Below are 17,101 nucleotides of genomic sequence, written 5' to 3' on the forward strand. Positions count from 1 at the left end.
GAGCAGGCTTTTTCGCCTAAACCAGCTTGTGCAGGGTCACTGTAGCTGGCTTTTCCGGCTCGGCTGCGTTATTTTGGTGTTGCAGCCAGACTGCTTCGGGTCAACGCCGCAGGAGAGGAATGAAGATGACATCGTCGACACCCTTCACCATCCATGCTGGTTCCGTAACCGTAGCCAAACTGCTCCGCCGCGCCAAACGCTGGCAAGGGACCTGTCGCTCCAAACGAATGTGACCGCTCGTCACTCGTTTGTCTCACAAGATCGATAGAAGCCCAGCGTCCCCGCCTCTTGGCGGGTTTGTGGTCCAGCCAAGGGCTGACCGGACGCGCAAGTGGAGCATCCACCCATGCAGGAAAAGAATCTAGGCCGGGCCAAGACCGTCAGGCCCATCATTGTCGAGGTTGGCGGGGAGCCGCAGGGCATTGTCGTGCCTGAAAACGGCGGCTTTCGCTTTGTTGCGGTCAGGCTGCCGGCCTTCGCCATCGATGGCCAGCATTTCGAAACCATAGAAGCAGCACGCCGCGCGGCGTCAGTGGCCTTGCGCGCTGATAAAGGCAACGGCCACTGACGGGATTAAGGGGCTGGCGACGCCAGCTCCGTTTCAGCCATCATTGGTGGAATTGAGCTCTTCGGGGCGCTTGCCCTCGTCCAGCGGCACTGGTTCGGCTCCGGCGGCGTGAGTTGGATCGAGTTCAGCGGCAATGGCGACGTCGATGGCTTCCGCCAGCGCCGGCACATCGACGCGAATGGCACCGTCATGCGCCTGCCGGTCAAGCTCGCTGGCAATCACCTCTGCTATGGTTTCGCGGCGATCCTCGCCAGCATCCGGATTATCCGTTGCCATCGATCGATATCCCTTGTTCGTCCACCCTGACCTCGATGCCGGGGCGTGTCTGTTGCTGATAGATGTAGATGCCGAAGGCAAGAACTGCGACCAGCAGAATGCCGATCACGACGTAAAGTCCGTTTTTGGACACGAAAAGCTCCTGAAACCCGGCTCCAACAACTTCCAACGCGACAAGCGAAGATCGGTTCAATACGCGGAGTTAAACGCCCAGCGCGCCGTCGCGCAGCCGATATTCCGTGGCTCGCCGGAACGGCTCTCCTGGAGAGGGCTCAACAAAAAGACAAATCCGGTCTAGCCGCACTGAGGTTGCCAGCACGGGCGCAAACCACGCCTCGGCGGCAGCCAGGACCCGGTCGTGATCGGCCTTACCCAGCCGATCGGTCAAGGTCATGTGAAACTGAAATTCCTCAAACACATAAGGGTAGCCATAGGCGCCGAGCAGTTCCTGCTGCCGTGGCGTCAACCCAGCCGCTGCGCGGCGGGCCTGATCCTTGAGCGACAGCGGCGCGCGAAAGGGCTCGAAACTTTCCACCACATGGGCCGCAAGATCCTGCAAAGCCTCGTTTGCCTGCGGGATCAGCGCAAGAAAGCCGTGCAAGGAAACGAGTTCGAGCCGCCCTAAGTATAACGGCGCGTGCTCGGCCGCAAAGCGAGCCAGCGCATCCTGCAACTCGGCTTCGCTGGCATCACTGGCCAGCGCCATGGGCGCCTTGATGGTGGCGTGAAAGCCGTAGCGGCGGGCCGAGACCGTGAGGCCGTCGAGCTCCTCGCGGCCAAGCGGCGGGATGGGCTCGCGCACCATGCTCCCGGTGACGGGATCGCGCCCAAGCCACTGATTGGCTCTTGCCCAAAGCGGGTCCGACACATCAGGCGCATAGTAGATTGCATATCGTGGAGCCATAAGATCCTCGCGGGGAATAGAATATCTGCCTGCGGGCGTAGCGCCTGCTGGACAGTAACGATGGGCTTCGCCAAGTTGTGGCTATCGAGCGTCCCAAGGAATGACAAGCCACACTTATGGATCGAGACCTGCTCCAAGCCTGGTTCGGGCACGCCGTTGCCCAGGCCCAACCCGCTCTAGCGGTTCGCGATAACTTGCCGCCCAAGCCTCGGGGGCGCACCGTCGTGGTCGGGGCCGGCAAGGCTTCTGCCCAGATGGCGCAGGCTTTTGAAGCGGCTTGGGACGGACCGCTCAAGGGGCTGGTCGTCACGCGCTATGGCTATGGCGCGCCCTGCGAGCGCATCGAGATCGTGGAAGCCGCCCATCCGGTGCCCGACGAAGCGGGCTTTCTGGCAGCCCGGAGGATTGCCGAAACAGTTTCGGGGCTTGGCCCTGACGATCTGGTCGTGGCGCTGATCTCGGGCGGCGGCTCGGCGCTGCTGCCGGCGCCTGCGCCGGGCCTGACGCTGGATGACGAGCAGGCCATCAACCGCGTTTTGCTGGCTTCAGGCGCCCCGATCGGGGTGATGAACCTGATCCGCAACCAGTTCTCGACCCTCAAGGGTGGGCGGCTGGCTGCACTGGCGGCGCCTGCGCGTGTGGCGACACTCGTCGTGTCCGATGTGCCGGGAGACGATCCAGCCATTGTAGCTTCAGGCCCGACGGTCGCTCTGGCTGGAACGCGCGAACTGGCGCGGAAGTATGCCACGCTTTATGGCCTGCAATTGCCGCCCGCCGCGGCGTTGCTGCTGGCGGGTGACGAAAACCTCGCGCCGCTACCCGGCGATCCCATCTTTGCAACTCACACCGTGCGCACCATTGCGTCGGCGGCGGTGTCGCTGGAAAAGGTCGCCGAACTCGCCCGGAGCCGGGGGGTCGAAGCGGCAATCCTTTCGGACTCGGTGGAAGGGGAAGCGCGCGACGTGGCCCTCGTTCACGCCGCCATGGCTCGTGAAATTGCCCAGCGCAACCGCCCGTTCGCCAAGCCGGTCGTGCTGCTTTCGGGCGGAGAAACCACGGTGACGTTGCGCGGCAACGGCCGGGGCGGGCGCAATGCCGAGTTCCTGCTGGCGCTCGCCATTGCATTGGATGGGGTGAATGGGATTTCGGCGCTGGCGGCGGACACGGATGGCATTGATGGCTCAGAGGACAATGCCGGGGCGTTCTGTGATGGCAGTTCGGCCACAAGAATGCGCCATGCCGGCATCGACCCGCTGGCGGCCCTCGCCAGCAATGACGCCTATGGTGCCTTTGCCGCCGTTGGCGACCTGTTGGTCACCGGGCCGACGGGCACCAATGTCAATGATTTCCGGGCAATCCTGATCCGTTGAGGGAGAAAGTGATGGCAGGCGTTGTGGGTATTGGCGGCGTGTTTTTTCGCGCCATCGACAAGGCGGCGCTCGCGGCCTGGTATGAGCAGCATCTCGGTGTGACCGGGTTGTGGAACCAGGAGGCGGGCCTGACGGTGTTTGCGCCCTTTGCGGCGGACACCGATTATTTTCCGGCTGCCAAGCAGTGGATGCTCAACTTCCGCGTCGACGATCTTGATGGCCTGATTGGCCAGTTGGCGGCAGCCGGCATTGCGGTGGAAACCCGGCCCGACGAATGGGATCATCCCGAGACCGGCCGGTTCGGCCGCATCGAGGATCCAGAGGGGAATGCGATCGAGCTTTGGGAGCCGGCCACACCTCGCCCCTGATGGTCCGCTTGCCGGGCTTGGCAGATCGCCAAGGCTCTGCTCTAAACCGCTCATGGAGGAGCCGAACCATGGCCAAGCGCAAGATTGCCGTTATAGGGGTGGGCAAGATCGCCCAGGACCAGCACCTGCCGGTGATCGATAAGTCCGAGCATTTCGAACTTGCGGCGACGGTGTCGACGCGCGGCATTGGCCATAACGGGGTTCCGGTGTTCAAGACGCCGGGCGAGCTCTACGCCGCCATGCCGGAAGTCGATCTCGTCTCGGTTTGCACGCCCCCTGGCATTCGTCACCAATATGTCCGCGAGGCTCTAGAGGCCGGCAAGGACGTGATGATGGAAAAGCCGCCTACCACCACGATTTGCGAGCTCGATGACCTAGTGGCGCAGGCCAAGCGCCTCGATCGCGTGCTGTTCCAGACTTGGCATTCCCAGTACAACGCGGCGGTCGACCGGACGCGCGAGCTGCTGGCGGAGCAGGGCGTTGCTTCGGTGCGGATCGACTGGCGCGAAAGCGTGCGCAAATGGCATCCGGGACAGGACTGGGTCTGGGAGCCCGGTGGCTTTGGCGTGTGCGACCCCGGGATCAATGCCCTTTCCATCTTCACCAAGGTGATGCCGTTCCCGGTCTTTGTGCAAAGCAGCCGGCTGACTTTCCCGAAAAACCGGCAAACGCCGGTGGATGTTGAGATCGCGTTCAAGTCGGGTGAGCCGCATCAGCCCCAGATGAGCGCAGGCTTCAACTGGCTCGAGGAAAGCGGGGAGATCTGGACCATCCGTTTTGAGACGCAAAGCGGCGACGTGCTCAAGCTGGAAAAGGGCGGCACGGTGCTGCGCGTCGATGACGCCGTCGTGGTGCAAAATCCCTCGGAAGAATATGAGGGAATCTACGAGCGCTTCGCTGCCCTGCTGGAGCGGCACGAGAGCGACGTGGACGCCGCTCCCCTGCGCTTGATGGCCGATGTATTCCTGCTCGGTGCGCGGGAAAACGGCCCCGCTTTTGAGTGGTAGGCGCTAGCGACCTGCCGCCGAAAGGGTCTGCACCTGCTCGTCGCTGAGCTTTAGCCGCACGCCCTTGGCGAGGCTCTTGACCTGCTCAACGGACGTTGCCGAAGCGATGGGCGCTGAAATGCCGGGCTGGGCAACGATCCAGGCCAGTGCGACTTCGGCGGGCGTAGCGTCGACCTGCGCCGAAACATTGTCGAGCGCCTTGAGGATCGCTTCGCCCTTGGGGTTAAGGTAGTTCTTGACCCCGCCACCGCGCAGGCTTTTGTTCAGATCAGCCTCGGAGCGGTACTTGCCGGTCAAGAATCCTGCAGCCAGGCTGTAATAGCAGATGATGCCGATGTCGCCATTTACCGCCATTTCCTGCACCTCGCCTTCGACTTCCTCGCGATCGTAGAGATTGAAGCGCGGCTGGAGCACATCATAACGGGGCAGGGACTTGATGACGGAAATCTCATGGGCCTCGCGCATCATGGCCGCGGTGTAGTTCGAGGCACCGATCACGCGCACCTTGCCCGAGCGGATCAGCACATCATAGGCCGCGAGGGTTTCCTCATGCGGGGTATCTGGATCGGGCCAATGGCTCTGGTAGAGGTCGATATAATCGGTCTGCAAGCGGCGCAGGGAGTCTTCGACGGCGCTCTTGATGGCCTCGGCGCCCAGGCCGCCGGGGTTCTTGGCTGAATTTACCTTGGTGAAGATGTGCACGCTGTCGCGGTTGCCGCGCGCCTTGAGCCACTCGCCGATAATGGTTTCGCTCTGGCCCGGCGGGTTGCCAGGCACCCAGTTAGGATAGCCTTCGGCAGTGTCGATGGCGGTAAAGCCTTCGTCTACAAACGCGTCCAGCACCTCAAAGCCGGTGTTCTGGTCAACGGTCCAGCCGAACACATTGCCGCCCAGCACCAGGGGTTCGATCACAAGTTCACTGCGGCCAAGCGGGCGACGATCCATGGGGCTCTCCTTCAGGGGTTCGCTGGGGTAACGCCCGGCGGCTCATTCGGTTCGGCCGGCTTGGGCGGGAGGCAATAAGCCAGCGCGCGATTGATCTCGTAGAGCGAGCCGGACAGGGGAATGAAGTTGAGCGGGGCGGGCGGGCCCTCAAGCGGGTGGAGATAAGCCACGGCCCCATTCTGGAGATTGTGGAGCAGCCACCCTTCAGGGTCGGGGAGCCTGGCGCCATAAGGTGCTTCGCCCTTTTCGGCAAGGAACGGGCGGTTGACCCTGTCGATGGTGATCAGCCACTCGCCGGCATGGGGCTCGGTGCGGCTGGTATGGGCATAGATGCCGATCGAGAAGTCGTCTTCGCAGCGCACGGCGATGCAGTTGAACTCCTCGGCTGTTGAGCGCAGCGCGCAGCCCAGGGTCGCCCGGTCGCCTTCGCCCGGAAGAGGAGAATAATGCCAGCCCTCTTCCTGTCCCTGGGCGGGCAGGAGCAGCAGCAGGCTCGCCAAGACTATACGCAACAGGATCATAGGGGCCTCGCTTCGATCAAATCCCAGCGATTGCCGTAGAGATCAGCGAACACCGCGACACTTCCATAAGGCTCATGCCGGGGTGCTTCAAGGAACTGAACGCCCTTTGCCGTCATCGCGGCGAAGTCAGCGGCGAAGTCGTCGGTTTGGAGAAACAACATGACGCGGCCGCCGGCTTGGCGGCCAATGGCGGCTTCCTGCTCGGGCCCATCTGCCCGGGCCAGGAGCAGCCGCACGCCCCGGCTTTCCCTAGGGGCGACCACCACCCAGCGCTTGCCGCCCAGCGGGGTATCCTCAAGAAGCGTGAAGTCCAGCAGGTCACAGTAATAGGCGATGGCCGCATCGTATTCGCGGACCACCAGGGTAACTGTTGTAATCGATCGGGCCATGCCGTGATGGAGCACTGCTACAAAGCAGCGGTCAAGAGCGGGCCCAGCAAAGAGCTGGATGGCGCCTTCATTGTGAAAAAAGGCCGCAGGGTCACAGCATTGACCAAACGGTAAAACTCCCCCATTGCGCTCCTTTGTTTTCTACGCTTTGTTGACCGTTAAGCCCGGCCGGCAAACCGGGCGCAAAAAAACTGTCCCGGGAGACACCAAATATGACATTGATGAAGAGCCTGCTGGCGGCGACCGCCGTGCTCGCACTGACTGCCGGCGCGGCCCAGGCCAAGCAGCTGGTCTATTGTTCCGAAGCTTCGCCGGCTCACTTCGATCCCGGTCCGCTGACCGGTGGCAACGATTTCGACGCCAGCTCGCACACCATCTATGACCGCCTGGTGCAGTTCGAGCCCGGTGGCACGGCGACCATTCCCGGCCTGGCCGAAAGCTGGGACATCTCCGAGGACGGCAAGGAAATCACCTTCCACCTGCGTCCGGGCGTCAAGTTCCATACCACGTCCTATTTCACTCCCACGCGCGATCTCAACGCCGATGACGTGATCTTCTCCTTCGAGCGCCAGTGGAAGGAAGACAGCCCGTGGTATGCTTACCTCGAGGGCATGACTTGGGATTACTTCCAGGGCATGGACATGGCCCGCTACCTGCAGGAAATCCGCAAGGATGACGACCTGACGGTGACCTTTGTTCTGACCGAACCCAATGCGCCCATGATCGCCAACCTGGCAATGGACTTTGCGGCCATTGTCTCCAAGGAGTATGCCGACCAGCTCGAAGCATCCGGCGACCTGGCGAGCTTCTCCACCCAGCCAGTCGGCACCGGCCCATTCATGCTGGTGGATTATCAGCTCGATACCGTGATCCGCTACCAGGCTTTCCCTGACTACTGGGATGGCAAGCAGCCGATCGATGACCTGGTATTCGCCATCACCACCGATCCTTCGGTGCGCGCGCAGCGTCTCCTCGCGGGCGAATGCGATATCATGTCCTATCCGGCGCCTGCCGACATCTCGCAGCTGCAGGCTGACCAGAACCTGAACGTGATGGAGCAGGAAGGCCTCAATATCGGCTACATCTCCTACAACGTCACGGAAGCGCCGTTTGACAATGTCAATGTGCGCAAGGCGTTGAGCATGGCCATCGACAAGGCTGCCATCATTGAGGCGGTGTATCAGGGCGCTGGCGAGGACGCCAAGAACCTGATCCCGCCCACCATGTGGTCCTATAACGAAGAAATTCCGGCCGACACCTATGACCCGGAAAAGGCGAAGGCCTTGCTTGCCGAAGCCGGCATCACCGAGCTGACCACTGACCTTTGGGCCATGCCGGTCTCGCGTCCCTATAATCCGAACGCTCAGCGCGTTGCCGAACTCATCCAGTCCGACTGGGCCGCTATTGGCGTCAACGCCAATATCGTCACCTATGAATGGACCGAGTATCGCGAGCGCGGCAAGGCCGAGGACCGCAAGGGTCCGTTCCAGATCGGCTGGACCGGGGACAATGGTGATCCGGACAACTTCTTTGCCACCCTGTTCTCCTGCTCGGCCATTGGCGTGTCCAATTATTCGAGCTGGTGCAACCAGGAATTCGAAGACCTGATCCAGAAGGCCAAGACCACTTCTGACCAGGAAGAGCGGGCCGCGCTCTACCGCCAGGCCCAGGAAATCTTCAAGGCCGAAGAACCCGCCATGACTCTGGCTCATAGCCGGGTGTTCATGCCAATGAAAAAGACCGTCCTGAATTACAAGATGAGCCCGCTGGGCAACCACTCCTTCAAAGGCGTGGACATCGAGGAATAAGGATCATCGCCGGCGCCCGCGCGCGCCGGCCCGTCCAAGATGGAACCTCGGTCCAGGCTGGACCGAGGTTTTCCATATACAAGGGGCCCTGAACCCAACCCATGCTCAACTTTATCCTGCGCCGACTGGCGCTGATTGTGCCGACAATGATCGGCATCACCCTTTGCGCCTTCTTTTTTGTGCGCGTGCTGCCGGGGGATCCAATTCTGGCCATGGCCGGCCAGCATGGCGTAACCCCTGAGCGCTACGAGATCCTGCGCGAGCAGTTTGGCTACAACCTGCCGCTCTGGCAGCAGTACTTCAATTACCTGGGCAACGTGCTGCAGGGCAATTTCGGTGTGTCGCTGGCCACCAAGCGCCCGGTGCTCACCGAGTTCATGACCTTGTTCCCAGCCACGATCGAGCTGGCCCTGGTGGCCATGCTCTTTGCGGTGATCGTAGGCATTCCGGCCGGCATCTTTGCCGCCGTCAAGCGCGGCTCGTGGTTCGACCAGCTCACCATGGGGATCGCGCTGACCGGCTATTCCATGCCCATCTTCTGGTGGGGCCTGCTGTTGATCATCTTCTTTTCGGGCTATCTGGGCTGGACCCCGGTGTCCGGACGCATCGCGCTGACCTTCTTTTTGCGCCCGATCACCGGCTTCATGCTGATCGATACGCTGCTTTACGGCAACTGGCCCGCCTTCGTGTCCGCCCTGCGCCACCTGATCCTGCCGGCCGTGGTGCTGGGCACTATCCCGCTTGCGGTGATTGCCCGGCAAACCCGCTCGGCTATGCTTGAAGTGCTGGGCGAGGACTATGTCCGCACCGCGCGCGCCAAGGGCCTCTCGCAACGCCGCGTCATCAATGTCCATGCCCTGCGCAACGCGCTGATTCCCGTGATCACCACGATCGGTCTCCAGGTCGGTCTGCTGCTGGGCGGCGCCATTCTCACCGAAACGATCTTCTCCTGGCCCGGTATCGGCAAGTGGATGATCGATTCCATCTCCAAGCGCGACTATGTCGTGGTGCAGTCCGGCCTGTTGCTGATTGCCCTGATCGTCATGGCCGTGAACTTGGCCGTCGATGTGCTCTATGCCGTCATCAATCCGCGCATCAGGGTGAAGTAGATGAGCCAGTTGCAAGCCACTCCCGTCGCCGACAAGGCCGACCTGGGCGCCAGTCTTCGCGAATTCTGGCATTATTTTTCCGTCAACCGCGGCGCCGTTATCGGCCTCGTCGTGTTCACCCTGCTGGTGCTGGTGGCGATCTTTGCCCCCTTGATCGCACCTCATTCGCCTGACCAGCAATTTCGCGACGCTCTCCTCAAGCCACCGGTTTGGGACGCAATGGGTGATCCACGGTTCCTGCTGGGCACCGACCCCGTGGGCCGAGATATCCTCAGCCGACTAATCCATGGCGCCCGTTATTCGCTGTTTATCGGCCTCTTTGTCGTGGTCGGCGCGCTGGTCGTGGGCGTGGTCCTGGGCGTGTTGGCCGGCTATTTCGGCGGCTGGGTCGATGCGCTGATCATGCGCCTCATGGATATTATCCTGGCGTTTCCCTCGCTGCTGCTGGCGCTGGTTCTGGTCGCCATTCTCGGGCCGGGGCTTTTCAATGCCATGGTCGCGATCGCGGTGGTGCTGCAGCCGCACTTCGCCCGGCTGGTGCGCGCAGCGGTGATGGCGGAAAAGAACCGCGAATATGTCACCGCCGCCAAGATGTCGGGCGCCGGCCACCTGCGCCTGATGATCGTTACCATCCTGCCCAACTGCCTGGGGCCGCTGATCGTGCAGGCCACGCTGAGCTTTTCCAACGCTATCCTCGATGCGGCGGCACTGGGCTTCCTGGGGATGGGGGCCCAGCCGCCTACGCCCGAATGGGGCACCATGCTCGCCACCGCGCGCGAGTTCATCCTGCGCGCACCCTGGGTGGTGACATTCCCGGGTCTCGCCATCCTCGTCACTGTGCTGGCCATCAACCTCATCGGTGATGGCATGCGCGACGCCCTTGATCCCAAGCTGAAGCGGAGCTGACCCATGCCTCTGCTGGACATTCGTAATCTTACCGTCTCGTTTGACACCTCCGCGGGTCTGTTCAAGGCCGTGGACGGGATCGACGTCTCCGTCGACAGCCGCGAAGTGCTCGCCATTGTGGGCGAGAGCGGCTCGGGCAAATCCGTGGCCATGTTGGCAGTTATGGGCCTCCTGCCCCCTACCGCTACCGTGACCGCCGACAAGATGGAGTTCGAGGGCCTTGACCTGCTCGGGATGAGCGCCCAGGCCAAGCGCAAGATCATCGGCAAGGACATTGCCATGATCTTCCAGGAGCCGGTCGCCAGCCTTAATCCCTGTTTCACCATTGGCTTTCAGCTCGAGGAAGTGCTCGGCGAGCATCTGGACCTGCATGGCCGGGCCGCGCGCGCTCGCGCGGTGGAACTGCTCCATCTGGTTGGCATCCGCGACGGTGCCGAACGCCTCGGCGCCTTTCCGCACCAGATGTCGGGTGGCCAATGCCAGCGCGTGATGATCGCCATGGCCATCGCCTGCAACCCCAAGCTCCTGATCGCCGATGAGCCGACCACGGCACTCGACGTCACCATTCAAAAACAAATCCTCGACCTGCTGGTGCGCCTACAGGCCGAGCATGGCATGGCCCTGATCATGATTACCCACGACATGGGTGTGGTCGCCGAAACGGCGGACCGCGTCATCGTTCAGTACAAGGGCCACAAGATGGAGGAAGCCGACGTGCTATCCTTGTTCGAAAACCCTCAGTCCAACTATACCAAGGCGCTGCTGTCGGCCTTGCCGGAAAACGCTGTCGGGGATCGGCTGCCCACCGTGGCGGACTTCGCCTTTGATCCCGAAACGGGGGCAGCCCGATGAGCACCCCCGTTCTGGAAGTCAAGAACCTGACGCGCGACTATGTTACGGCGGGCGGACTATTCCGCCCGGCCAAGGTCGTCCATGCGGTCAAGGGCGTCAATTTCTCGCTCCAGAAAGGCCGCACCCTTGCCGTGGTCGGCGAGAGTGGCTGCGGCAAATCAACCCTGGCGCGCATGATCACCCTGATCGATCCCCCGACCTCGGGTGAGATTCTGATCGACGGCGCCAAGGTGGATGCCAGCCATGCCCTGACCCGCGAAATGCGCCAGAAGGTGCAGATCGTGTTCCAAAATCCCTATGGCTCGCTCAATCCACGCCAGAAGATCGGCGACGTGCTCGCCGAGCCGCTGCTGCTCAACACTTCGATGGGCGCGGCCGAGCGGGCGGACAAGGCCATGTCCATGCTGCTCAAGGTTGGCCTTGGGCCCGAGCACTTCAATCGCTATCCGCATATGTTCTCGGGCGGGCAGCGCCAGCGCATCGCCATTGCCCGGGCGCTGATGCTCAATCCCTCGTTCCTGGTGCTCGACGAGCCGGTTTCGGCGCTGGACCTATCGGTGCAGGCGCAGATCCTCAACCTGCTCAAAGACCTTCAGGAAGAGTTCGGTCTGACCTATGTGTTCATCAGCCACGATCTGTCGGTGGTGCGCTATATCGCCGATGAGGTGATGGTGATGTATTTCGGCGATGTGGTGGAGCACGGCACCCGCGACGCGGTGTTCAGCGATCCGCAGCACGGCTACACCAAGACCCTGTTTGCCGCGACGCCCCGAACGGACATCGCCAGCATCAGGGAGCGGCTCGCGCGCAAGGCGGCATTGGAGGCGGCCAGCTAAAACCGTCAGGTAGTCCTAGGAGGCGTGCCGCCAGGCCTGGACCTGCAGGAAAGTATCCAGATTATCCCGGCTCATCGGTCGAGCGAAGGCATAGCCCTGGAGAATATCGCAGCCCAGATCGCGCAACAGCGAGGCTTGTTCGAGGGTTTCCACGCCCTCGGCAACCACCTGGATGCCCATGGACTTGCCGATATCGACGATGGAAGCGAGCAACTGCCGCTGGGCAGGGTCAACAGTGATGGGGCGCACCAACTGCCGGTCGATCTTGAGGCGCCGCGGGCGCAGCCGCTGCAGCGAAACAATGGACGCGTAGCCAGTACCGAAGTCATCGATTTCGACGTCGATGCCCAGCTCCTTGAGCTGGTCGATATTCCAAGCGACCACCGGATCCTGCTCGTCGAGATAGATGGACTCCACGAGCTCGAAGGCGAGGCGGCCGGGCTCGATGTCCCGTTGTTTCAGGCCCTGGATCAGGTTCTCGTCATGCAGTCGCCGCAGGGAAACATTGACCGAGGCGCGCGGTACCTGCAGGCCCAGCCCATCCCAATGGCGCAGATCGTTCAGGGTCTGGTCCAGCAGAATTCGGTCGATGCTTGATAGGACGTTGAGGTCCTCGGCGACGGCCAGGAAGGCATCCGGGGTCAGCAATCCCAGCCGTGGATGTTGCCAGCGGGCAAGGGCCTCGACGCTGACCAAGTTGTGGGTGCGGGCGTCGAACTGCGGCTGGTAAAAGGCGATGAACTCGTTCCGCTCCAGCCCGCTCAGAATATCGTCGGCGATCCGCTTGGTGTTGACCACCTCGGCTTGCAATGCTGCGCTGAAGAACTCATGGCGGTTGCGGCCGCGCTTCTTGGCCCGGTACAGCGCGATATCGGCATTGATCAACAACTGCTCGGCCGCAGCGGGCGAGTTGTCGTCCACGGCTATGCCAATGCTGACACCGCAGCGGCATTCATGGGCCTCAAAGCTGATCGGCTGCTGCATCCGCGAGATGATGCGCTCAGCGAGCTCGGTCAGTTCGGCATCGCCAGTTCTGTCGGTAAGCACCACGACGAACTCGTCGCCGCCCACCCGGGCAACAAAGCTTCCCGGCTCGCAACTATCGCGCAGAACGCGGCTGACATGGACCAGCATGGCGTCGCCTGCAGCATGACCCATCGTGTCATTGATCTGCTTGAAGCGATCAAGGTCGAGATGGAGCAGCGCTATGTGGCGCCCCGGGTTCTCGGAGTTGCTGGAGAGCGCCTTGAGGATATCGTCGAGGAAGCGCCGATTAGGCAGACCCGTGAGGCTGTCGTGCAGCGCATTATGCTCGATCCTGACCCGGGCCGCTTCCAGTTCGATATTGCGGGCCGCCGTGAGGCGCTGGGCCCGCTGCAGGTCCTCGTTGAGGGACACATCGGCCGTGACGTCCCAGTTCACGCCCACGATCTTAGGATTGCTGCCGGGATCGGTAAACACGGCGCCCATTCCGCGCAGGTGCCGGACCGCGCCGTCCGCGCGCTGAACGCGGAAATCCGAATGGTAGTGGCCCCGCAGCATGGCTTCGGCAAAGTCGTGCTCTGCCTTGTACCGATCGTCGGGGTGCAAGGCCTTCTGCCAGTCTCGATAGGAGCGCCGCCCGCCATCAGCGGGGAGGCCATAAAGTTCGTTCATCCGGTCATCCCAGAGCAATTCCTGGGTGTGGATGTCCATCTCCCAAACCCCAACCTGGGAGGTGGCCAGGGCGAGGCCCAGCCGTCGCGACAAGCGTGCGAGGTCCTGCTCGCTTTGCTTGAGGCGTTGAAAATGCACATGCCGTTCGTTGAGCATCCGTGCAGTCACGAGAATGGGCAGCAGCACCAGGGCGCCAGCCCCCACCAGAACCAGCCGGAATATCCAGGATGACGAGGCCGCGGGCCAACCGCCCTTTGGTATGGCGGTGAGTTCCCAAGAGCCTGAGGGCAGCAGAACCGTCGCTCGGATTGGGTTCTGGGCAGCCAGATCGCGGCCAAAGAAAAGCTCGCCATCGCTGCCTTGCGCGTCCTTGCCCGCAATGGAGACTTCGATCGGCAGGCCACGATCCAGCAACCCGCTTTCGGCGTAAAGCCGGTCAACATCTACAATGGCCGACAAGATGCCCCAGAAACGCTCCCCTTGCGCCGTCTTGGTGTAGATGGGAAAGCGACCGATGATCCCCTGGCCCCCTTGTACCAGGTCAACGGGCCCCGCGATTACGAGGTTGTGGCTGTCCCGGCTGCGCATGGCAGCATCGCGCTGCACCTCATTAATGCGGTAATCGAGCCCCATGGCCCGCTCGTTACCGGCAAGCGGATAAACCATGCGGACCACGAAGTCAGGTGCGGCCGCCAAGGAGCGCAGTTGGGTGGGCTGCTCGAACAGGATGCCGGCAAGCTCCTGAAAGCGGGTCTGGGTCATATCGGGCTCGCTGGCGATCGCCGCGACCATCCCCCGCACCAGCTGCAGATTGGCGTTGATGTTTCCTTCAAGCCTCGCCCGGATCAAGGATGCCTGGCTCGCTACAGAGCTGCGGATCCGGCCTTGCTCAATCGTGGTGTTCTGCCGATCAAGCCACACCCCCGCCGTGGCAATGACAACCAGCGCGAGAATGGCCGGCAGCAGCATTGGCCGAAGCCAAGTGATCGCTCTGCTCTGCAAATTGTGTTGCGCCCCCACAGCTGTCTTCCGCCCCTCCATGGCGCAAAGCTAGCGTGCCAAGTTTTAAAATTGGCTGCACAAGCAGAACAAGCAAATGGAATGGTAAAGGGCCTGACAACAGGCGCAGGTCAAATCTGTTCCAGTTCAATAAGGGCGCCGTCGAAGTCTTTGGGGTGAAGGAACAGCACTGGGTTGCCGTGGGCGCCAATGCGCGGGTTACCATCACCCAGAACGCGGGCACCCACGGCGGCCAATTTGGCAGCGGCCGAGGCCAGATCAGCTACTTCAAAACAGACATGATGCAGGCCGCCGGCCGGTGTTCTTGCCATAAAGGCTGCGATGGGCGAAGTCTCATCGAGCGGCTCCATCAGCTCGATCTTGCTGTTGCCGGTGTCAACAAAAACAAGGCGAACCCCATGCTCAGGCAAAGTCTGGGGTGATGAAACGCTGGCGCCCAACAGGGTGCGATAGCGCTCGGACGCTGCAGCCAGATCTGGCACGGCAATGGCAACATGGTTGAGCCGACCGATCATGCCGGGTCAAACTCAACAGCCACGGGAGCGGAGACGGCAAGGCCGGCGGCAAAACGGCGCGCATTGCGGATATAGCTCGCCGCGGACCGCCGCAGGCGCTCGATATCGTCGGGCGTGAGCTGGCGCACCACTTTGCCCGGCGCACCCACGACGAGGGATCCATCCGGAATAGCTTTTCCTTCGGTCACGAGGGCTCCGGCGCCAATCAGGCAATTAGCCCCGATAACGGCGCCATTGAGCACTGTGGCACCCATGCCGATCAGCGTGTTGTTGCCCACTGTGCAGCCATGCAGCATCGCCTTATGGCCAATGGTGCAGCCCTCGCCGATCGAGAGCGGAAAGCCCATATCGGTATGCAGGACGACATGCTCCTGAATGTTGGAACGCGCCCCTATCGTGATGGGCTCGTTATCGCCCCGCGCGACGGCGCCAAACCAGATGCCCACATGGGCGGCAACCATAATCCGTCCCACCAGCACAGCATCGGGGGCAATCCAGGCGGCATCATTGTCGATCTGCGGGGCGACACCATCCAGGGTGTAAATGGGCATGGTTACTCCTTATGGCTTGATGCCATAAGCCTCGCGCATCTCGGCAATTTCGGCCAGTGCCAAATGCAGGGCCGACCAGTCATCGGTCGCGGCGATTGGCGCCCAGATCGCCTCCACCTCTTCGATCAGCATGGTGCGCGGCCGCTCCCGGGCGAAGTAGGGGTGATCAAGATTGAGGTCCTCAACGGATCTATAGGCCTCCAATGCGTCAGCGACGGGCCTGAAGGCTTCGCTGGCATAGTGGCTGGCCGAAGCGCTGCGCGCGGCCCGCTCCGCACCGACTGCGCCCCCGCGCCAATCAAAAAAGAACTGCTCGTAGGGTGTTTGGCTCGACAGCATGAAGGTGAAGAGTGCGTTCACAAAAGCGGTGTCCGGCTCGGCTCCTAGCGGTTGCAGTCCCAGCCGCCGCAGCAATGCTGCTGGCAGGGCGGCCCTGAATCGGGGCCAGACGGTGTTGAGCGCCGGCTCGAGGGCTTCAACGCTCGACAAAGGCACGAGGCACTCGGCCAAACGCGTCAGGTTCCAGGCCAGCGCTTCGGGTTGCCGGCCAAAGCTGTAAAGTCCGGTTTCATCGAAATAGGCCGCCGTGAAGTTCGGGTCATAGCGCGGCAGGAACCGCCATGGGCCGTAATCAAAGCTTTCGCCGGTGATGTTGATATTATCGGTGTTGAGCACGCCGTGCACAAAGCCTGCCGCGATCCACTGTGCGCCCATTTCGGCAACGCGTGCGACCACGGCTTCGAGAAATGCGGCTGGCTTATCCGCCGCGCCGGCAAGTTCTGGATAGTAGTGCTCAATGGCGTAATCGAGCAGTCGGGCAATGTTCTCGGTTTCCTCAAGATAGGCGAGGCGCTGGAAGGTGCCGATGCGGATATGGCTATGGCTAAGCCGCACCAGAACCGAGCCTCGGGTAGGGGACGGCTCGTCGCCGCGCTCAAGTTCCTCGCCGGTTTCCACCAGCGACAGACTCTTTGAGGTGTTGACCCCCAGAGCTTCCAGCATCTCGGTAGCGAGAATTTCGCGCACGCCGCCCTTGAGCGTGAGCCTGCCATCGGCGCCGCGCGACCATGGCGTGCGCCCGGACCCTTTGGTCGCCAAATCGAGCAGGCGGCCATCCTCAAGGTCAACAGCCTGGGCGAACAGGAACCCGCGCCCGTCGCCCAGGTCGGGATTGTAGGAGCGGAACTGATGGCCGTGATAGCGTAGCGCCAGCGGAGTCTCGAGTGAGCCCGTCAACGGCTCGAAGCGGCCGAAGTGAGCAATCCATTGCTCGTCCGACAGGTTCTCGAGCCCCAGGCGGGCGGCCCAGCGTTGATCGCGATGGCGCAAGATGGTTTTGGGAAAGGCCGCCGGCGCTACGCGATCGAAGAATGCGTCACCCAGGCTTTGATGGTTCTTGGCGGGTTGAAACTGGCTCATGAATCAACAACGCTCACGCTTGGCCTTGGCTCCCCTGCATTGATGCGGTTGCATGGCAGAGGGCGTCTCGGGTGCCTAGCG

19 protein-coding genes are annotated in these 17,101 nt (G+C 62.1%); 9 read left to right on the forward strand and 10 right to left on the reverse strand.

Going from position 1 to position 17,101, the window contains the following annotated elements:
- The first annotated feature begins 346 nt into the window (after positions 1-346).
- Complete coding sequence (locus ELX51_RS00940) at positions 347-568, forward strand: hypothetical protein (RefSeq protein WP_127751751.1); 222 nt, start codon at positions 347-349, stop codon at positions 566-568.
- Between the two features lie 33 nt (positions 569-601).
- Here ELX51_RS00940 and ELX51_RS00945 read toward each other — a convergent pair whose 3' ends face one another.
- The 3 genes from ELX51_RS00945 to ELX51_RS00950 all read right to left on the reverse strand — a co-directional run bounded on the left by ELX51_RS00945 (position 602) and on the right by ELX51_RS00950 (position 1,748).
- Entirely contained in the window at positions 602-844 is a 243-nt protein-coding gene (locus ELX51_RS00945; RefSeq protein WP_127751752.1) for a hypothetical protein, read from the reverse strand.
- Positions 831-977 carry a hypothetical protein gene (locus ELX51_RS19875; RefSeq protein WP_164854696.1) on the reverse strand — a complete coding sequence of 49 codons (147 nt, stop codon included), beginning with the start codon at positions 975-977 and terminating at the stop codon, positions 831-833. The genes ELX51_RS00945 and ELX51_RS19875 overlap by 14 nt, the downstream gene beginning before the upstream one ends.
- A 69-nt stretch (positions 978-1,046) precedes the next feature.
- The gene (locus ELX51_RS00950; RefSeq protein ID WP_127751753.1) at positions 1,047-1,748 is read right to left on the reverse strand and encodes a DUF1045 domain-containing protein; all 702 of its coding nucleotides are present in this window, start codon (positions 1,746-1,748) and stop codon (positions 1,047-1,049) included.
- A 116-nt stretch (positions 1,749-1,864) separates the two neighbouring features.
- On the opposite strand from ELX51_RS00950, the gene ELX51_RS00955 reads away from it, so the two are divergent.
- From ELX51_RS00955 to ELX51_RS00965, 3 genes are all read left to right on the forward strand, one after another.
- On the forward strand, positions 1,865-3,118 hold the full coding sequence (locus ELX51_RS00955; RefSeq protein ID WP_127751754.1) for a glycerate kinase: 1,254 nt from the start codon (positions 1,865-1,867) through the stop codon (positions 3,116-3,118).
- 11 nt (positions 3,119-3,129) lie between these two features.
- On the forward strand, positions 3,130-3,486 hold the full coding sequence (locus ELX51_RS00960; protein ID WP_127751755.1) for a VOC family protein: 357 nt from the start codon (positions 3,130-3,132) through the stop codon (positions 3,484-3,486).
- A 68-nt stretch (positions 3,487-3,554) separates the two neighbouring features.
- The gene (locus ELX51_RS00965; RefSeq protein ID WP_127751756.1) at positions 3,555-4,493 is read left to right on the forward strand and encodes a Gfo/Idh/MocA family oxidoreductase; all 939 of its coding nucleotides are present in this window, start codon (positions 3,555-3,557) and stop codon (positions 4,491-4,493) included.
- A gap of 3 nt (positions 4,494-4,496) precedes the next feature.
- Here the strand turns inward: ELX51_RS00965 and ELX51_RS00970 are convergent, their stop codons facing one another.
- From ELX51_RS00970 to ELX51_RS00980, 3 genes are read right to left on the reverse strand one after another with little or no spacing between them, the layout of a single operon-like run.
- On the reverse strand, positions 4,497-5,438 hold the full coding sequence (locus tag ELX51_RS00970) for an aldo/keto reductase (RefSeq protein WP_127751757.1): 942 nt from the start codon (positions 5,436-5,438) through the stop codon (positions 4,497-4,499).
- Between the two features lie 11 nt (positions 5,439-5,449).
- A complete protein-coding gene (locus ELX51_RS00975) occupies positions 5,450-5,959 on the reverse strand; it encodes a hypothetical protein (RefSeq protein ID WP_127751758.1) in 510 nt (169 codons plus the stop codon).
- Entirely contained in the window at positions 5,956-6,348 is a 393-nt protein-coding gene (locus tag ELX51_RS00980; RefSeq protein WP_127751759.1) for a VOC family protein, read from the reverse strand. Before ELX51_RS00980 ends, ELX51_RS00975 begins: the two co-directional genes overlap by 4 nt.
- A gap of 212 nt (positions 6,349-6,560) precedes the next feature.
- On the opposite strand from ELX51_RS00980, the gene ELX51_RS00985 reads away from it, so the two are divergent.
- The 5 genes from ELX51_RS00985 (at position 6,561) to ELX51_RS01005 (ending at position 11,859) form a co-directional block, all read left to right on the forward strand.
- Positions 6,561-8,156 (forward strand): ABC transporter substrate-binding protein, encoded by a 1,596-nt coding sequence (locus tag ELX51_RS00985; RefSeq protein ID WP_206524677.1) that lies wholly within the window; start codon positions 6,561-6,563, stop codon positions 8,154-8,156.
- Positions 8,157-8,257: 101 nt separating this feature from the next.
- Positions 8,258-9,265 (forward strand): ABC transporter permease subunit, encoded by a 1,008-nt coding sequence (locus tag ELX51_RS00990; protein ID WP_127751760.1) that lies wholly within the window; start codon positions 8,258-8,260, stop codon positions 9,263-9,265.
- On the forward strand, positions 9,266-10,171 hold the full coding sequence (locus tag ELX51_RS00995; protein ID WP_127751761.1) for an ABC transporter permease subunit: 906 nt from the start codon (positions 9,266-9,268) through the stop codon (positions 10,169-10,171).
- A gap of 3 nt (positions 10,172-10,174) precedes the next feature.
- Positions 10,175-11,023, forward strand: coding sequence for an ABC transporter ATP-binding protein (locus ELX51_RS01000; RefSeq protein WP_127751762.1), 849 nt, complete (start codon positions 10,175-10,177; stop codon positions 11,021-11,023).
- Positions 11,020-11,859, forward strand: a complete 840-nt coding sequence (locus ELX51_RS01005; protein WP_127751763.1) for a dipeptide ABC transporter ATP-binding protein — start codon at positions 11,020-11,022, stop codon at positions 11,857-11,859. The genes ELX51_RS01000 and ELX51_RS01005 overlap by 4 nt, the downstream gene beginning before the upstream one ends.
- Positions 11,860-11,874: 15 nt before the next feature.
- On the opposite strand, the gene ELX51_RS01010 is transcribed toward ELX51_RS01005, so the two are convergent.
- The 4 genes from ELX51_RS01010 to ELX51_RS01025 all read right to left on the reverse strand — a co-directional run bounded on the left by ELX51_RS01010 (position 11,875) and on the right by ELX51_RS01025 (position 17,020).
- Positions 11,875-14,484, reverse strand: coding sequence for an EAL domain-containing protein (locus ELX51_RS01010; protein ID WP_127751764.1), 2,610 nt, complete (start codon positions 14,482-14,484; stop codon positions 11,875-11,877).
- 161 nt (positions 14,485-14,645) lie between these two features.
- Positions 14,646-15,050: a methylmalonyl-CoA epimerase gene (gene mce, locus ELX51_RS01015; RefSeq protein ID WP_127751765.1), complete on the reverse strand. Its 405-nt coding sequence runs from the start codon at positions 15,048-15,050 to the stop codon at positions 14,646-14,648.
- Positions 15,047-15,601 carry a gamma carbonic anhydrase family protein gene (locus ELX51_RS01020; protein ID WP_127751766.1) on the reverse strand — a complete coding sequence of 185 codons (555 nt, stop codon included), beginning with the start codon at positions 15,599-15,601 and terminating at the stop codon, positions 15,047-15,049. Before ELX51_RS01020 ends, mce begins: the two co-directional genes overlap by 4 nt.
- Positions 15,602-15,610: 9 nt before the next feature.
- Positions 15,611-17,020, reverse strand: coding sequence for a protein adenylyltransferase SelO (locus tag ELX51_RS01025; protein ID WP_127751767.1), 1,410 nt, complete (start codon positions 17,018-17,020; stop codon positions 15,611-15,613).
- Between the last annotated feature and the right edge of the window lie 81 nt (positions 17,021-17,101).

The sequence above is a fragment of the Devosia sp. 1566 genome, assembly GCF_004005995.1.
Classification (GTDB): domain Bacteria; phylum Pseudomonadota; class Alphaproteobacteria; order Rhizobiales; family Devosiaceae; genus Devosia.

Excerpts from the sequence above, each read along its gene's own strand:
- ELX51_RS00965 (WP_127751756.1), top strand. The coding sequence starts at position 3,555 with ATGGCCAAGCGCAAGATTGCCGTTATAGGGGTGGGCAAGATCGCCCAG.
- ELX51_RS00990 (WP_127751760.1), top strand. The coding sequence starts at position 8,258 with ATGCTCAACTTTATCCTGCGCCGACTGGCGCTGATTGTGCCGACAATG.
- ELX51_RS00960 (WP_127751755.1), top strand. The coding sequence starts at position 3,130 with ATGGCAGGCGTTGTGGGTATTGGCGGCGTGTTTTTTCGCGCCATCGAC.
- ELX51_RS01025 (WP_127751767.1), bottom strand. The coding sequence starts at position 17,020 with ATGAGCCAGTTTCAACCCGCCAAGAACCATCAAAGCCTGGGTGACGCA.
- ELX51_RS01020 (WP_127751766.1), bottom strand. The coding sequence starts at position 15,601 with ATGCCCATTTACACCCTGGATGGTGTCGCCCCGCAGATCGACAATGAT.
- ELX51_RS01000 (WP_127751762.1), top strand. The coding sequence starts at position 10,175 with ATGCCTCTGCTGGACATTCGTAATCTTACCGTCTCGTTTGACACCTCC.
- ELX51_RS00970 (WP_127751757.1), bottom strand. The coding sequence starts at position 5,438 with ATGGATCGTCGCCCGCTTGGCCGCAGTGAACTTGTGATCGAACCCCTG.
- ELX51_RS01005 (WP_127751763.1), top strand. The coding sequence starts at position 11,020 with ATGAGCACCCCCGTTCTGGAAGTCAAGAACCTGACGCGCGACTATGTT.
- ELX51_RS00985 (WP_206524677.1), top strand. The coding sequence starts at position 6,561 with ATGACATTGATGAAGAGCCTGCTGGCGGCGACCGCCGTGCTCGCACTG.
- ELX51_RS00950 (WP_127751753.1), bottom strand. The coding sequence starts at position 1,748 with ATGGCTCCACGATATGCAATCTACTATGCGCCTGATGTGTCGGACCCG.
- ELX51_RS00955 (WP_127751754.1), top strand. The coding sequence starts at position 1,865 with ATGGATCGAGACCTGCTCCAAGCCTGGTTCGGGCACGCCGTTGCCCAG.
- ELX51_RS00945 (WP_127751752.1), bottom strand. The coding sequence starts at position 844 with ATGGCAACGGATAATCCGGATGCTGGCGAGGATCGCCGCGAAACCATA.
- ELX51_RS00975 (WP_127751758.1), bottom strand. The coding sequence starts at position 5,959 with ATGATCCTGTTGCGTATAGTCTTGGCGAGCCTGCTGCTGCTCCTGCCC.
- ELX51_RS00940 (WP_127751751.1), top strand. The coding sequence starts at position 347 with ATGCAGGAAAAGAATCTAGGCCGGGCCAAGACCGTCAGGCCCATCATT.
- ELX51_RS01010 (WP_127751764.1), bottom strand. The coding sequence starts at position 14,484 with ATGCTGCTGCCGGCCATTCTCGCGCTGGTTGTCATTGCCACGGCGGGG.
- mce (WP_127751765.1), bottom strand. The coding sequence starts at position 15,050 with ATGATCGGTCGGCTCAACCATGTTGCCATTGCCGTGCCAGATCTGGCT.
- ELX51_RS00980 (WP_127751759.1), bottom strand. The coding sequence starts at position 6,348 with ATGGCCCGATCGATTACAACAGTTACCCTGGTGGTCCGCGAATACGAT.
- ELX51_RS00995 (WP_127751761.1), top strand. The coding sequence starts at position 9,266 with ATGAGCCAGTTGCAAGCCACTCCCGTCGCCGACAAGGCCGACCTGGGC.